Annotated in this window: 13 protein-coding genes; 6 read left to right on the top strand and 7 right to left on the bottom strand. The window is 76.3% G+C overall.

Annotated features, from left to right (window positions below; all coding sequences use genetic code 11):
* Positions 1–299 precede the first annotated feature (299 nt).
* Entirely contained in the window at positions 300–1,334 is a 1,035-nt protein-coding gene (locus tag J2S46_RS34540; protein WP_191290283.1) for a glycosyltransferase family 2 protein, read from the top strand.
* Between the two features lie 54 nt (positions 1,335–1,388).
* Here the strand turns inward: J2S46_RS34540 and J2S46_RS34535 are convergent, their stop codons facing one another.
* Positions 1,389–2,018: an HIT family protein gene (locus tag J2S46_RS34535; RefSeq protein ID WP_191290282.1), complete on the bottom strand. Its 630-nt coding sequence runs from the start codon at positions 2,016–2,018 to the stop codon at positions 1,389–1,391.
* Between the two features lie 121 nt (positions 2,019–2,139).
* On the opposite strand from J2S46_RS34535, the gene J2S46_RS34530 reads away from it, so the two are divergent.
* Entirely contained in the window at positions 2,140–5,031 is a 2,892-nt protein-coding gene (locus J2S46_RS34530; protein WP_191290281.1) for an FAD-binding and (Fe-S)-binding domain-containing protein, read from the top strand.
* 185 nt (positions 5,032–5,216) lie between these two features.
* Entirely contained in the window at positions 5,217–6,851 is a 1,635-nt protein-coding gene (locus tag J2S46_RS34525) for an IPT/TIG domain-containing protein (protein WP_191290280.1), read from the top strand.
* Between the two features lie 133 nt (positions 6,852–6,984).
* Here J2S46_RS34525 and J2S46_RS34520 read toward each other — a convergent pair whose 3' ends face one another.
* From J2S46_RS34520 to J2S46_RS34510, 3 genes are all read right to left on the bottom strand, one after another.
* The gene (locus J2S46_RS34520) at positions 6,985–7,998 is read right to left on the bottom strand and encodes an MBL fold metallo-hydrolase (protein ID WP_191290279.1); all 1,014 of its coding nucleotides are present in this window, start codon (positions 7,996–7,998) and stop codon (positions 6,985–6,987) included.
* A gap of 228 nt (positions 7,999–8,226) precedes the next feature.
* The gene (locus tag J2S46_RS34515) at positions 8,227–8,649 is read right to left on the bottom strand and encodes a CBS domain-containing protein (protein WP_191290278.1); all 423 of its coding nucleotides are present in this window, start codon (positions 8,647–8,649) and stop codon (positions 8,227–8,229) included.
* A gap of 96 nt (positions 8,650–8,745) precedes the next feature.
* On the bottom strand, positions 8,746–9,729 hold the full coding sequence (locus tag J2S46_RS34510; protein WP_229912746.1) for a slipin family protein: 984 nt from the start codon (positions 9,727–9,729) through the stop codon (positions 8,746–8,748).
* Between the two features lie 183 nt (positions 9,730–9,912).
* On the opposite strand from J2S46_RS34510, the gene J2S46_RS34505 reads away from it, so the two are divergent.
* Positions 9,913–10,779, top strand: a complete 867-nt coding sequence (locus tag J2S46_RS34505) for a uracil-DNA glycosylase (RefSeq protein ID WP_191290277.1) — start codon at positions 9,913–9,915, stop codon at positions 10,777–10,779.
* Positions 10,780–10,929: 150 nt separating this feature from the next.
* On the opposite strand, the gene J2S46_RS34500 is transcribed toward J2S46_RS34505, so the two are convergent.
* The 3 genes from J2S46_RS34500 to J2S46_RS34490 all read right to left on the bottom strand — a co-directional run bounded on the left by J2S46_RS34500 (position 10,930) and on the right by J2S46_RS34490 (position 12,760).
* Positions 10,930–11,910, bottom strand: coding sequence for a CHAD domain-containing protein (locus J2S46_RS34500; protein ID WP_191290276.1), 981 nt, complete (start codon positions 11,908–11,910; stop codon positions 10,930–10,932).
* A 158-nt stretch (positions 11,911–12,068) separates the two neighbouring features.
* The gene (locus J2S46_RS34495; protein WP_073921270.1) at positions 12,069–12,455 is read right to left on the bottom strand and encodes a hypothetical protein; all 387 of its coding nucleotides are present in this window, start codon (positions 12,453–12,455) and stop codon (positions 12,069–12,071) included.
* Positions 12,452–12,760: a hypothetical protein gene (locus J2S46_RS34490; protein ID WP_307352238.1), complete on the bottom strand. Its 309-nt coding sequence runs from the start codon at positions 12,758–12,760 to the stop codon at positions 12,452–12,454. Before J2S46_RS34490 ends, J2S46_RS34495 begins: the two co-directional genes overlap by 4 nt.
* Before the next feature lie 740 nt (positions 12,761–13,500).
* Between J2S46_RS34490 and J2S46_RS34485 the strand changes: the two genes are divergently transcribed.
* Both J2S46_RS34485 and J2S46_RS34480 read left to right on the top strand, forming a co-directional pair.
* A complete protein-coding gene (locus tag J2S46_RS34485; RefSeq protein ID WP_191290274.1) occupies positions 13,501–14,172 on the top strand; it encodes a hypothetical protein in 672 nt (223 codons plus the stop codon).
* A gap of 189 nt (positions 14,173–14,361) precedes the next feature.
* Entirely contained in the window at positions 14,362–15,354 is a 993-nt protein-coding gene (locus J2S46_RS34480) for a DsbA family protein (RefSeq protein WP_191290273.1), read from the top strand.
* Positions 15,355–15,386: the final 32 nt, after the last annotated feature.

Here is a 15,386-nt window from a genome sequence, read left to right as displayed (position 1 = left end):
GCGACCACCTGTGCACCGGGCACCCGCGCGCCGACCGCCTGTACACCGACCACCCGCACACGGATGATCCAGGGACGGGCCGGATCCGCGCTGGTCACACGCCCGGCAGGGCCGTCCAGGGGGGCGCACGCCGTCGCGCCGGGCGCGCTGTTCCGTGCGCCCGGCGCGCGGCCCCCGTGGACGGCCTCGGCGCGCGCGGTGAAGATATGGCGCACGCCGTTCCTTTTGACGGGGAATGGTCAGTTTCGGGAGGCGGCCGGCCGTTGCCTGCGAACGCGGCCGCTCCTACCCTCCACGGCATGCCCTCACCCCTGATCAGCGTCGTGCTGCCCGCCTACGACCAGCAGAAACAGCTGACGGACTGCCTCGAATCGCTCCTCGCCCAGTCCTTCCGCGACTTCGAGGTCATCCTGGTCGCCGACCGCTCCCCGGACGTCTCCGCGGACCTGGCCGACGCCTACGCCGCCCAGCACCCCAACGTCTGCGCCCTGCACCTCAACGCGTCCGTCGGCGTCGGCCGGGCCCGCAACGCCGGCGCCGCCCGGGCCCGCGGCGAGTACCTGCTCTTCCTGGACAGCGACCACGTCCTGCCGCCGGACGCCTTCGACTCGCTGGCCGAGCGCCTGGCGGAGACCGGTGAGGTGGACGTCCTGCTCTTCGGCCACACCCGCCGGCACGGGGGCCGCGACTGGCCCGGCGGCGGGCAGCAGCAGCTGGGCTCCGCCGGCGCCGCCGTCCTCGGGCCGCAGGCGCGCCCCGAGCTGTTCGGCGCCCCTCCGCACAGCTGGGACCGGCTGCACAACCGCGCCCGCTGGAGCGAGCTGGCCCTTTCCTTCCCCGACGGCCAATACGAGGAGGTGCCCGTCGTCCAGCAGGCGCTGATGGACGCCCGGCGGATCGCCGTCCTCCCCCGCGAGTGCGTCCAGCTGCGCCGCCGGCACACCCTGCACCCCACCGGCTCGCCCGGCAGCAGCCACTTCGACCTCTTCGACCAGTACGAGCGCAGCTTCGAGCTGCTGGACGCCAGGCCGGCCCTGGAGGCCGTCCGCCCGCACCTGTTCGACCGGATGATCCGGCACTACCTGTTCGTCTTCGACCTGGCCGGGTGCGTGACCAGGGCCGAGCGTCCGCGGTTCTTCCAGCGCGCCGCCGAGCACCACCGGCGCTTCCTGCCGACCGGGCACCGGCGTCCGGCCGGGCGGGAGGGGCTGAAGTTCTCCCTGCTGGCGGGCGGCTCGTACCCGGCGTTCGAGGTCGCGAAGCTCTCCCACATCGCCAGGGGCGCGGTCACGGCCCGCGCCGGCCAGCGCCGGACCCCTCAGCCTGCCGGCTGAGGGGCCCTGGCCGGCAGCGGGCGACCGGGGCGCCGGATCCGGCCCGCGCCGCCGTCAGACCTGCGCGGTGCCGCCCCCGGCCGCCATCGCGGCCGCGATCAGCCGCCCGGTACGGGCCCACTCCTCGGCCGGCACCGGGGGCAGCGCGTCGTTCCAGAGCGGCAGGCAGGCGCCGCGCAGCTGCGCCATGCCCTCCGGCCGGGCGATCAGCCAGAAATGCAGGTGCGCCGCGCCGTCGCCCCACTTGTCGATGTGCACCCGGGCGATCCCGCCGAGCGACAGGACGGCCCGCTCGGTCCGCTGGAGCATCGCGCCGAGTTCGGCGGCCCGGGCGGGCGGCAGGTCGGCCAGGTCGTGGTGGTCCCGAGGCTGGAGCAGCACCATGGCCGGCAACCCGGCCGGCCGGTCGGTCCCGCTCAGCCGCCAGTGCTCGTCCGTCCAGAGGAAGTCGGAGTCCGGCCGGGCGCACTGGTCGCACTCCTCGGCGCCGGCCTCGCCCTGCCGGGGCGGTTCGGGCAGCACCGGCTCGTCCAGGACCTTGACCCGCAGCTCCCCCTCGAAGGGGAAGATGTCCCAGGCCTGGACGCCGTCCGTCCGCAGCTGCGGACGCCGGCCGATCGGGAGCCGGTCCAGGTACGCGCCGGGCCCGGTGGCCCGTGCCGGGTCGCTGTTGTCGGTGATCATGCCTGCCCAGCCTGCCACATGACACCCCGTCGCCTCCGCCCGGGGTGGCCGCCCCGCGCCCGGGCGCCCCGGCTGGGATCATCGACGGTATGACCGCCGCGCCCGCCCCGGGAGGCACGCCGTGACCCAGCACTCCGCCGTAGGCGCCGAACTGGCCCGGGCGCTCGCCGCCGCGCTGCGCGGCGAAGTCCGCTTCGGGGCGGCCGAGCGCACGGTGTACAGCCACGACGCCTCCAACTACCGGCAGTTGCCGCTCGGCGTGGTCAAACCCGCCGACTCGGACGACGTCCGCGCGGCGCTCGCGCTCTGCCGGGAGCACGGCGTGCCGGTGGTCGCCCGCGGGGCCGGCACCAGCATCGGCGGGCAGGCCGTGGGGCCCGGCGCGGTGGTGCTCGACTTCCGCCGGCACCTCGGCCGGGTGCTGTCCGTGGACCCGGAGCGCCGGCTGGCCCGGGTCGAGCCCGGCACGGTGCTGGACGACCTGCAGGCCGCCGCCCGCCCGTACGGGCTGCGCTTCGGGCCGGACCCGTCCACGCACAGCCGCTGCACCCTCGGCGGCATGATCGGCAACGACTCCTGCGGCGCGCACTCGGTGGCCTGGGGGCGGACCGCCGACAACGTGGAGACGCTCGACCTGCTGCTCGCCGACGGCACCGAGCTGACCGTCGGCGGCCCGCTCTCCCCCGCCGCCCGCGGGCGGCTGCGCGAACTGCCCGGCCGGCCCGGCGAGATCCACCGCGCGCTGCAGGAGCTGGCCGACCGGAACCTGGCCGCCCTGCGCCAGGGGATGCCCCGACTGCCGCGCCGCACCTCCGGCTACGCCCTCGACGCGCTGCTGCCCGAGCACGGCCACGATCTGGCCCGCGCGCTCACCGGCACCGAGGGCACCTGCGCCCTGCTGCTCGGCGCCACCGTGAAGCTGGTCGAGCAGCCGGCCGCCCGGGCGCTGGTGGTGGCCGGCTACCCGGACGAGACGGCGGCAGCGGACGCCGTGCCCGCCCTGCTGCCGCTGGGCCCGCTCACCGTGGAGGGGATGTCCGGCGACCTGATCGCCGCCCTGCTCGCCGCCGGCCCCCGGCCGCCCGCGCTCGACCGGCTGCCGGACGGCGACTGCTGGCTGTTCATGGAGACCGGCGGCGCGACCGGGGCGCAGGCCCTGGAGGCCGCCCGCGCCCTCGTCGACGCCGTCCGCCGCGAGCGGAGCGCCACCGCCGCGGTGGTCACCGACCCGGCGGAGCAGCGCCAGCTCTGGGGCGTCCGGGAGGCCGGCGCGGGGATCGTCACCCGGCTGCCCGACGGCGGGGAGGCCTGGCCCGGCTGGGAGGACTCGGCGGTGCCGCCGGAGCAGCTCGGCGACTACCTGCGCGAGCTGCGCGGGCTGCTTCGCCGGTCCGGGCTGCGCGGCGTCCCGTACGGGCACTTCGGCGAGGGGTGCGTGCATCTGCGGATCGACTTCCCGCTGAGGGCGCCGAGCGGCGGCCGGGTGTTCCGGGAGTTCCTGGAGCAGGCCGCCGACCTGGTGGTGTCGTACGGGGGGTCGCTCTCCGGCGAGCACGGCGACGGGCAGGCCAGGGCCGAGCTGCTGCCCCGGATGTACCCGCCGGAGATCATCGCCCTGTTCGGCGGGTTCAAGCGGATCTGGGACCCGGAGAACCTGCTCAACCCGGGCAACCTGGTCGACCCGCGCCCGCTCGACGCGGACCTGCGCTTCGACGGCCCGGTGCGCGACCTGCCGCTGGCCCTGCCGTACGAGCAGGACGGGGGCAGCCTGCTCAAGGCGGTGCACCGCTGCGTCGGGGTGGCCAAGTGCGTGGACACCGGTACGGGGGTGATGTGCCCGAGCTACATGGCCACCGGCGAGGAACGGCATTCCACCCGGGGCCGGGCCCGGCTGCTGGCGGAGATGCTGCGCGGCGAGGCGGTGCCGGACGGCTGGCGGTCGGAGGAGGTGCGGGAGGCCCTCGACCTCTGCCTGGGCTGCAAGGGCTGCGCGAGCGACTGCCCGGTCCATGTCGACATGGCGACCTACAAGGCCGAGTTCCTGTACCAGCACCACCGCCGGCGGCTGCGCCCCGCCTCGCACTGGTCGATGGGCTGGCTGCCGCTCTGGCTGCGCGGCGCGGCCCTCGCGCCGGGGCTCGCCAACCGGGTGGCCCGCTCGGCCGCGGCCGGCCCGCTGAAGCGGCTGGCGGGCGTGGACGGGCGCCGGGCGCTCCCGGTCCTGCCGCCGGAGACCTTCAGCCGCTGGTTCCGCCGGCACCGGGCCGCGCACCCGGCCCCGGCCGGCGGGCAACGCGTGCTGCTCTGGCCGGACACCTTCGCCGAGCACCTCCAGCCGGAGGTGCTGCGGGCCGCCGTGGAGGTGCTGGAGCACCTCGGCTTCGCGGTCGAACTCCCGGCCGCGCCGGTCTGCTGCGGCCTCACCTGGGTCTCCACCGGGCAGCTGGACACCGCCCGCCGGGTGATGCGGCGCAGCCTGCGGGCGCTGCCGGACGGCGTCCCGGTGGTCGGCCTGGACCCGAGCTGCACCACGGCCCTGCGCGAGGAGGTGCCCAAACTGCTCGGCCCGGCGGGCCGGCCGGCGGCGGAGCGGGTCCGGACCTTCGCCGAGTTCCTGGACGAGTACGCCGCCGGGCTGGAGCTGCCGCGGGTCGGCGGGGAGGCGATCACCCAGACCCATTGCCACCAGCACGCCGTGCTGGGCACCGGGGCCGACCGCCGGATCGACGCCCGGATCGGGCTGGCGAACCGGGTGCTCGACTCGGGCTGCTGCGGCCTGGCCGGGAACTTCGGGTTCGAGCGCGGCCACTACGAGGTGTCGGTCGCGGTGGCGGAGCGGGTGCTGCTGCCGGAGGTGCGGGCCGCGGCCGCCGGCACGGTGGTGCTGGCGGACGGGTTCAGCTGCCGGACGCAGATCGCCCAACTCGCCGACGGCCGGCGGGCGCTGCACCTCGCGGAGCTGCTGCGGCGGGCTCTGCCGACGGAGCCGGCGGAGCCGCTCGCACGGCCCTGACCACGCGCGTTTCCCAACAGCCCCACAGATATCGCGACTTTTCAACTTCAATCATTAAACGACAATCCACTCAACATTCTGACCCGGCGTCAGGACCTCTCCTACGCTGTGCACCGGCTCCGGCGGCGCACTGCGGCGTCCACCGGAACCACTCCTACCGAATGTGATGAGCCCCGGAGGCTTCTGTGAGGACACGTCGTTCGTTCCGCAAACCCTGGACGGCCCTGCTGGCGACAGGTCTGACCGTGGGAGCGCTGGTGACGTGCCCGGCCGGCGCGGCGTTCGCGGACGCGCCGCCCACCGTGACCAGCACCATCCAAGTGGGCCCCTACCCCGCCGGGGTGGCGGTCCTGCCCGACGGCTCCCAGGCCTACGTCACCAGCCAGAGCACCGGCGCGGTGAAGGTCATCGACACCGCGGCCGGCACCGTCGCCGCCACCGTGGAGACCGGCTCGGGCTCCTACGCGATCGCGGTCGCGCCCGACGGCAAGCACGCGTACCTGACGCACTCCGCCGAGAACACCGTCAGCGTGATCGACACCACCGCACGGACGGTCGCCGCCACCGTGGCGGTCGGCGCCGGCCCCTTCGACGTGGCGGTCGCACCGGACGGCGGGCACGTCTACGTCAGCAACGCCGACGCCAACACCGTCAGCGTGATCGAGACCGCCGGCAACACGGTGAGCGCCACCGTCCCGGTCGGCGCCGAGCCGCACGGGCTGGCCCTCTCCCCCGACGGCCACAAGCTCTACGTCGCCGTGCCCGGCGACAAGGCCGTGCAGGTCGTCGACACCGCCACCAACACGGTGAGCGCCGCCATCACCGTCCCGAGCACCCCGTTCGACCTGGCGGTCACCCCGAACGGCGCCCGGATCTACACCGCCAACTGGGAGGACCACAGCGTCGGGGTGATCGACACCGCCGCCGGGGCCGCCACCGGCTCCATCGCCGTGGGCGCCAACCCGCTGGCCGTCACCGTCGCTCCCGACGGCCGGCAGGCCTTCGCCAGCAACTACGACGACAACACGGTGAGCGTCATCACCACCGCCGACAACACGGTGAGCGCCACCCTGCCGGTCGGCACCAACCCGTACGGGCTGGCGATCACCCCCAACGGCAAGCGCGGCTACCTGGCCGACTTCGGCGCCGGCGCGGTCAGCGTGCTGGACATCCCGCGGCCCACCCCGACGGTCACCGCGATCAGCCCCGCGAGCGGGCCGGTCACCGGCGGCACCGCCGTCACGGTCACCGGCACCAACCTGGCCACGGCCACCGCGGTGACCTTCGGCAGCGCCGCCGCCACCGCCGTCTCCTGCACCGCCACCAGCTGCACCGCCACCGCGCCGGCGGGCGCGGCCGGGACGGTCGACGTCCGGGTCACCACGCCGGAGGGGGTCAGCCCCGCCGTCCAGGGCGACCGCTTCACCTACACCGAGCAGGCGGACCTCGCCGTCGCCCTCACCGCGACTCCGGTGACCTCGCTGTTCGGCGGTCGCGTCGACTACACCCTGACCGTCACCAACCGCGGCCCCTCCAAGCTCACCTCCGGCACCGTCTCGGTGCCGCTGACCTCCCCGACCACCGCCACCTCGACCGACTGCACCGCGGCCGCCGGCAAGGTGACCTGCACCCTGCCGGCCGTCGCCAGCGGCGCGAGCGTCACCCGGCACTTCACCGTCCCGGTCGGCCTGCTCACCTACCGGACCTTCGCCGTCACCGCGACCCGCACCGCCAGCGTCCCCGCCGACCCGGCGGCGGCCAACGACACTGCCACGCGCACCTGCAAGGCCAACAGCTCGCTGAGCATCACCTGCAGCTGACCGCACCGCTCCACCCGGCGGGCGGCCCCACATCCGGGGCCGCCCGCCGGCGCGCTCCCCCGGCCCCGGCCGCACCGGCCCCTGTCGCGCCGGCCCCGGCCGGTGCGCGGCCCCGGCCCGGAGGTGCGCGGCCTCAGCCGAAGGTGTGCGGCGTCAGGTAGTCCGGCACCACCACGCGGGTCCGCGGCGAGGCCTGCGCGACCTGCGCGGTGAACGCGGCCAGGTCCATGTGCGGGTCCGGCCGGACGGGGTTCACCAGCGCGCTCTCGAAGGTGTCCCAGTGCACCGGGACGACCGTCCGCGGATCGCCCAGCGCCCGCATCAGCCGCGGCACGTACCCGTGGGTGGCGGCGCTGGCGGGCACGGCGATCATCGCCAGATCGGGCCGCAGCCCGGCCGCCTCCCGCTCGGCGAAGTCACTCGCCCCCATCAGGAAGGCCGTCGGGCCGCCGTCGAACCCGACCTGGAAGGCCAGCGTGTCCCCCTCGGGCAGGTCCCCGACCGTGGCCGGGCGCCGCGGCGGGACGGCGTTCAGCGTTCCCGGTGCGAAGTAGCGGCGCTGCTCGTTTCGGCTGTGCCGGCTGGCCACCGCCTCGACCGTCAGCCCGCCGCCGAAGTCCAGCACCTCGCCGCCCTTCACCACGATCAGCTGCCCGGCCGGTACGTCGAGGGCGCGCAGCAGGTGGTAGGTGGTCTCGGTGCCGACCACCGGCGCGCCGGTCCTGGCGGCGATGTACGGGACGTCGTTGATGTGGTCCCAGTGGCTGTGGCTGACCAGCAGCAGCTCCGGGGTGCCGATGTGCGGGTCCACCAGCGCCGGGTCGGTCACCAGCGGCGTGGCGGGGTCGAAGGCCTTGCCGCCGTCGACATAGAGGCCGGTGCTGAACCTGGTCAGGTAGGGGTCGAACAGCACGGTGCGGCCACCGTGGTCGATCCGCCAGCCCGCCGTGCCGAGCCAGCGGAAGACCGTGCCGGACGGCCGGACGGCCGGGCCCTGCCGCTCCGGTCCCGGTTGCCCGTCCGGCCGGCCCGGTCGCTCCCCGGGCGCGGCCTCGGCGGGTAACGCGACTGCCGCCACCGGAAGTCCGGCTCCGGCGGCGGCAGCCGTGCGCAGGAAGGTACGGCGGTCGAGTGCGGGCTTGCGCATCGGGTGGTGTCCTCTCCGGGTTCCTCCGGCGGGCGCGGGTCGCGCACCGCCACCGGAGAACACGCGTCGGGCGACGGTTTCGGACCACCCCGCCACCCGGACCGCTCAGGACGCGCAGGGGCACGGACGTACCGGCTCCCCGTCCGGGAGCCGGTACGTCCGTGCGGTACGTCCGTCCGGTAGGACCGTGCGGTACGTCCGTCGGTGCCGTCGGCCGTCGCCTGGGCGCTACCGGGCGCAGATCACCGACACGAACTCGGCGACCCGGGCCTGCGGCAGACCGCGGGCGATGTCCGCCTCGCTGATCATCCCGACCAGCTCGTGGTCCGGGTGGTTGATCACCGGCAGCCGCCGCACCCGGTGCTGCTCCATCACCCGGAGCACCTGCTCGGTGTCCTCGTCGTCCTCCACCACCATCGGTCGGCCCTGGGCGAGTTCACCGGCCTCGACCTGGCTGGGGTCGCGCCCTTCGGCGACGCACTTCAGCACGATGTCGCGGTCGGTGAGAATGCCCAGCAGCTTCTGCTTGTCGCCGCAGATGGGGAGCGCCCCGACGTCCCGCTCCCGCATGATCCTGGCCGCGTCGGCGAGGGTGTCGTGCTCGCCGACACACTCCGCCCCCGCGTGCATGATGTCGCCGGCTCTGGTCATCGTCAGGCCTCCTGCCGTAGCTGCCACTCCCCCGGCTCCCGCTCCCGGCCCCTTGCTCCCATCGTGGTCCGGCGCCGGCCGCGGCGCCACCGGGCGTCACGGTTCGCGGCCGTGCTCCGCCGGCCCGGAGCCGTCCGCGCCGTCCACCTCCGGGACTTCGGCCGCCGCCCGCTCCTCCCGCGGGACTCGCGCCAACAGCTCCTCCAGCGGTGGCAGTTCCAGCTGTTCGACGCCCCGGCGGGCCGCCTCGACGGCTTCGACCGCCTCCACCACCCCCGGCTGCCCGTCCCCTTCGGCCTCGCCCGCCGGCGCCGCCCGGACGTTGGCGGCCGTCGCACTGTCCAGGAAGCGCAGCAACTCCACCGGGAACGGCAGCACCAGGGTCGAGTTCTTCTCCGCCGCGACCTCCACCACCGTCTGCAGCAGCCGCAGTTGGAGGGCCGCCGGGGTCGCGCTCATCACCGCGGCCGCCTCCGACAACCGGGCCGAGGCCTGGAACTCGCCGTCGGCCGTGATGATCCGGGCCCGCCGCTCGCGCTCGGCCTCCGCCTGCCTGGACATCGAGCGCTTCATCGACTCCGGCAGCGCCACGTCCTTGATCTCCACCCGGTCGATCTCGACGCCCCAGCCCAGGGCCGGGGTGTCCAGCATCAGCTCCAGGCCCTGGTTGATCGGCTCGCGGTTGGCCAGCAGGTCGTCCAGCTCGCTCTTGCCGATGATCGACCGCAGCGAGGTCTGCGCCACCTGCGAGATCGCGAAGCCGTAGTCCTGCACGTTGACGACCGCCCGGACGGGGTCGAGCACCCGGAAGTACACCACCGCGTCCACCCGGACGGTCACGTTGTCGCGGGTGATGCCCTCCTGGGCCGGGATCGGCATCGTCACGATCTGCACGTTCACCTTGTGCAGGCGGTCGGCGACCGGCAGCAGCATCACCAGCCCCGGATCCCGCACCTGCTCCCGGACCTTCCCGAACCGGAACACCACGCCGCGCTGGAACTGCTGGACCACGCGGAAACTCAGCCCCGCCCACAACCCCGCCGCCGCCACTGCCCCCAGCACCACATCGATAATCAGCATCGCCGCCACCTCAGGCACCCGGCCGTTCCGGCCCGGCCGGTGTGGGGCCGGGCTCACGATCGCCGGAACAGCCGCCTTCCACGCTACGCCTGCCCGGGCAGCGCCGGAACGGGCACCGGACGCGCTCCCCCGGGGTGCGCCGCACGCCCCCGGCGGCCCGCGGGCCCGCATAGGATCTGGGGCATGCCGGACCAGCCGCCTCCCGCGCGCCGCACCGCCGCCGGCCCGACGCGGCCGCCGCGGCCGGCGCCGGACGCGGCGGCCGGCCCACCGGACGGCCCCGACCGTCCCGGGCATCCCGAACACCCCGCCGTCACCGCGGCGGCCGCCGCCGACCTGGCCGTCCTGGACGCCGCCGTCACCGGATGCCGGGCCTGCCCCCGACTGGTCTCCTGGCGCGAGGAGGCCGCCCGCACCAAGCGGAAGGCCTACCTGGACTGGGACTACTGGGCCCGGCCGATCCCCGGCTTCGGCCCGCCCGACGCACCGCTCGTCCTGGTCGGCCTCGCCCCCGCCGCCCACGGCGCCAACCGCACCGGCCGGATCTTCACCGGCGACCCCTCCGGCGACCTGCTCTACGCCGAACTGCACCGCCTCGGCCTGGCCTCCCGCCCCGGGTCCGTCCGGCTCGGCGACGGCCTGGAACTGTACGGCGTCCGGATCACCGACCCGGTGCGCTGCGCCCCGCCCGACAACCGGCCCACCCCGGCCGAACGCGACACCTGCCGGCCGTGGATCGCCCGCGAGCTGGCCCTGCTCCGCCCGCACGTGCGGGCCGTGGTCGCGCTCGGCGGGTTCGCCTGGCAGGCGCTGCTCCCGGCGCTGGCGGCGGCCGGCTGGCAGCTGCCCCGGCCCCGGCCGGTGTTCGGCCACGGCGCGCGGGTCAGCCTGCCGGCCGCCGACGGCGGGCCGCCGCTGGAACTCCACGGCTGCTACCACGTCAGCCCGCGCAACACCTTCACCGGCCGGTTGACGCCCGCCATGCTCCGCGACGTCCTGCGCACGGCGGCCCGGGGGGCGGGCCTGGACCCGTTGCCCGAGCAGCAGTAGCGGGCTCCCGACGCGACGGCCGCACCCGGGGCCGGCGGGTCGGCCCGGCCGACCGTCCAGCCGGTCGTGCCGGTCCAGGGGGTCAGGGTCGGTCCAGGGGGTCGGCTCAGGCGGTCGGTCCGGTCGGTCCGGTCAGTCCAGGCGGTCCGGTCAGTCCAGGCGGGAGAGGCGCCGCCCGGCCGCCCGGGCCCAGACCTCGGGCAGCCGCGCCCGGGCGGCCGAGGCCGCGGCCAGTTGCCGGGCGTACAGGACGCCGTACGCGAAGGCGTCGCCGCACCCCTGCTCGGCAACCGCTTCCGCGCCAGTTCCCGCGCCAGTTCCCGCTCCCGGGTCCGCGCCCGTTCCGGCTCCCGGGTCCGGGCCGGCGGCCAGCTCACGCAGGGCTGCGGCGGCCACCACCGCGTCCTGATGCTCGCCGAGCAGCTCCTGGACGGCCTTCATCCGCTTCGTGTACCGGCGGGCGGCCCGGCCGGCCACCGGCTCGGCGGTCTCGGCGGCGTACCGGGCCCGCTTCGCCGCCTTGCGGGCCTCGTGCAGCGCTACGTCACCGTCCGGTCCGGGCCCGGCCGCCAAGGCGGTCCGCACCCGGGCGGCCGTCCGGCGCTGCTCGCGAGCGGCGATCCGGGAGAGTTCCGGCCCGGCGGCCCGGCCGGCCCGGCCGCGCAGCGGCGGATCGGCCAGCAGCCCGGCCAGGCCTGCCGCGAGAGCCTGCCGGCGGGGGCTGTCCAGGGCCGCGAGGACCTCCGGCCGGACGCGCTGCGCCTCCCGGCGCGACCAGGCGGCGAGCCGGCCGGCCGGCCGGTCCGGGTGACAGTCCGGCGGCAGTGCGCGGGCCTCGGCCAGCAGCCGCTCGCCGAGCACCTCGCGGTCGCGGGCCTGCCCGAGCACGGCGCCGAACCACTTCAGCTCGGTGGCCAGCTCCCGCGCCGGGCCCTCGGCGAACAGCCGCCGGTAGGTCTGCAGGGCGCTGCGCAGCCGTCGGCAGGCGACGCGCATCCGGTGCACGGCGTCGGGTTCGTCCGCCCGCACCTCCGGGTCGAGCGCGGCCAGCACCTCGGCCTGGGCGGCCAGCCGGGCCAGGACGGCGGCTCCGATCGTGGTCCCGGGTGCGGTGGTCGCGGGTGCCGGCACCTGGTCACCCCCTCGCGGTCGACCGGACCGGCCGGCGACCCGGCCGGTCCGAAGCTCTGGCCTCCAGCCTAGAACTCACCCGGCGCCGGTGCCGGGCCGACGGCCCGCGCGCAACCGCCGGCCCGGCACCGGCCCGACCCGGGCCGTCCGCCCCCGGCTCAGGGCCGCAGCTGGATCGCCAGCGAGAGCGTGTAGCCGACCAGCGCGCCGAACAGGCCGACCGCGGTGGCGTGCCGCGCGCTGAACGGCAGGCCCGCCAGGGAGGGGTAGACCAGCACGGCGCAGCCGGCCGCCAGGTCGGCCGCGTACAGGCCGACCGGCGGCACCACCTGGGTGCTGTGGGCGGCCCAGCCGGTGGCGACCAGGAACCCGGTCAGCAGCACGAAGCCCGACAGCAGGCCGCCGCCGATGGTGGACAGCACCGGGTGCGGGCCGTCCGCCTCCTCGCCCTCGGGCAGGACGGGGCGAAGCCGCTGGGCGACGGCCAGGCTGATCAGGGCCACGGTCGCTGCCGCGAGGGCTCCGACGATCGGGGCGGGGTTCATCTGCGACTCCTGGTGACGGGGTGGAAGATCGCGGCGAGCGCCGCGGGGACGAGGACGGTGACGAGCAGGACGACCGACAGCACCACCGGGTCCAGGGCGGGTTCGGGCGCCACGGCGAGCGGCGGCGGGGGCGCCGGGACGGCGGTGCCCGCGACGGGCGTGGCCACCGGCGGTGGCGGGAGCAGGGTCGGCCGGGGCGGCGGCGGGGCGGCCACCACGACGGCCTTGGCCTTTGCGGGCTTCACGGGGACGGGCGCGGCGGGGGTCGGGGCGGCCTTGACCGGCTCCGGCGCCTCGGCCTTCACCGGCGGGGGCGGGGGTGGCGGAGCGGGCGGGTCGGGCGGTGGCGGGGGCGGCGGCACGGGTGGGTCCGGCGGATGGACCACCGGCGGCAGCGGGGGGTCGGGTTTGGGCGGCGGGCAGGGCGGCGGCGGTGGGCAGGGCGGCGGGGGCGGCGGCGGTTTGCAGGGGGGTGCCGGCACGTGCGGGGGATGCGGGAGGTGCGGCGGGTGGCCGTCGTGCATGGGGTGACCGTCGTGCGGCGGGCCGTCGCCGTGCGAGGGGTGACCGTCGTGCGGCGGCTGCGGGTCCGGCGGGTGGTGCTGGTCATGGGACGGGTGGCCGTCCTGCGGCGGGTGGTGGTCGTCCGGCCGGTCGCCCTGATGCTCCGCGGGGTGCGGCGCGGAGTCCTTCGCCGAGGGCCCCTGGGGGCCGTGCGAAGGACCGGCCGGGTGGGCCGGGTAAGCGGGCGCGGAGTGCTCCGACGGGTGGGCTGCCTGCGGCAGTTGGGGGGCCTGGGGGGCCTGCGGCGAGTGAGCGGCGTTGTCCATCGGCTGATTCTCCAGCCGCCCTGAGAGCGCCCCGGCGTCGATCACCCGGATTCGTGGCCGAAACCGCCCCAGGAGTGAAGCTGCGGAGCACCGGTGACGAACGGGAACCCGAGGCTGCGACATCCGTACGTCTCCGGGCGGCCGTTGCGGCGGGCGGCCGCGTGCCGGCAGGCGGCCTCGTCCCGGCGGCCGGTCGCATGGCATACTCCCGAAACATGACGACCAGCCACGCGACGAGGGCCCTGCGGGCAGCGGTGTTCACCGCGCTCGCCGTGCCGCTGTCCGCGTCCGGCCAGGTCGTCGTCACCGGCCGTCCGCTGCCGATGAGCCTGGTGGCCGGCGCGACCGTGGTGGTCTTCCTGGTCGCCGCCGCACTGGCCGGCGCGGAGCGGGGGCTGCTGCACATCTCGGCGGTGCTGGTCCCCGTCGAGCTGCTGCTGAACACCGCCTTCAACCTCGGCCAGACCACCTGTGCGCCGGCCTTCGGCGCCGGCCACGGGCCGGTCCACGGGATGAACCTGCTGGTCTGCGGCGGCGGTTCGATGGACGGCTCGTTCCTCCCCGGCCCGCTCGGCCGCACCGGCCCGGTCGCGCCGGCCGCCGTCCAGCTGTTCCTGCTGCTGGTGCACCTGCTGGTGGCCGTCGTCGCGGCGGTCTGGCTCCGGCTGGGCGACGCCGCGCTGAGCGGTCTGGCGAACGCGCTGCGCGCCCTGGGCGAGTCGCTCGGCGGCCCGCTCCGGCGCCTGCTGCTGCTCGCCCCGGTGCCGGCCCGCCCCGTCCGGCTGGTCCGGCCCCCGGTCGCGGACCGCCCACGCCCGCGCCGGCAGGACGTCCTGCGCGGCCCGGCTCCCCGACGCGGCCCGCCGGCCTTCGCGCCCGCCGCCTGAGACCGTCGGCCGTGTTCCACGGCTCCCCGGGCACGCCCGGACGACGGTGCCCCGGCGGCGCGCCCACCCCGGCCGTCCAGAGCATCCACCGCCCGGCTCCGCGCCGCCCGCCCGCACCCGCCCTCCGGCGGGGTGTCCCGGGCCGCGGCCGCCCGCGCCGGCACCGCAGCCGTCCAGGAGTTGACCCCGATGTCCAACACCCCGATGTCCAACAGCCCGATGTCCAACAGCCCGAAGACCGACAACCCGAAGACCGAGAGCCCGAAGACCGAGAGCCCCGTCGGACCCGCCGTCCCGAACCCCACGGGGCAGCCCGGCGCCACGCCGGGCGGCGGCCGGCAGCTCCCGCCGCAGAACCCGCACCGCGCCTCGCTGCCGACCGCCCGCGAGCGGATCCAGGAGGCCCACCGCCTGGAGGCCCGCTCCGCCCGGACCCGTCGGCGGATCGTGGTGGGCGCCGCGATCGCCGCGGTGCTGGCCCTGGCGGGCGGCACCGCACTGGCCATCAGCACCGCAGGTGGCGGCACCGAGGACGCCCCGGGCGCCGCCGGCGCGCCGGCCAGGGCCGCCGGTTCGGCAGGCCCGCTGGTGGTGCCCGCCAACACCTCGGGCCCGGACGGCACCGTGATCACCTACGGGAAGCCGGACGCCGCGCACACCCTCCAGGTGTTCGAGGACTTCCGCTGCCCCGTCTGCAAGACCTTCGAGAAGGCGCACGGCAAGGCCGTCCAGCAGCTCGCCGACGACGGCACCTACAAGATCGAGTACCACCTGGCGGCCTTCCTGGACGTCAACCTCGGCGGTCGGGGCTCCCGCACCGCGCTGGCCGCCGCCGGCGCGGCGGCCAACGAGGGCGTGGACAAGTTCAAGCAGTTCCACGACGTGCTCTACGCCAACCAGCCCGAGGAGCGCGTGGACGGCTTCGGGGACGTCAACCGGATCCTGGCGCTGGCCGAACAGGTCCCGGGGCTGAAGACCGAGGCCTTCACCAAGGCGGTCACCGAGGGCACCTACGCACCGTGGGCGGCCAAGGTGGCCGAGGCGTTCAACTCCAGCGGGGTGACCGGCACGCCGACCGTCAAGCTGGACGGCACGCCGGTGAAGCTGGCCGACGACAACGGCCGGCCCCTGACGGCCGACCAGCTCACCACCCAGCTGAAGCAGGCCGCCGGCGCCCGGTGAGTCCGCGGGCGCCACCGCCCGACGACTGCCGG

The organism is Kitasatospora herbaricolor (assembly GCF_030813695.1).
GTDB classification, from domain to species: domain Bacteria; phylum Actinomycetota; class Actinomycetes; order Streptomycetales; family Streptomycetaceae; genus Kitasatospora; species Kitasatospora herbaricolor.
This window is presented reverse-complemented; position numbering and strand designations above follow the sequence as displayed.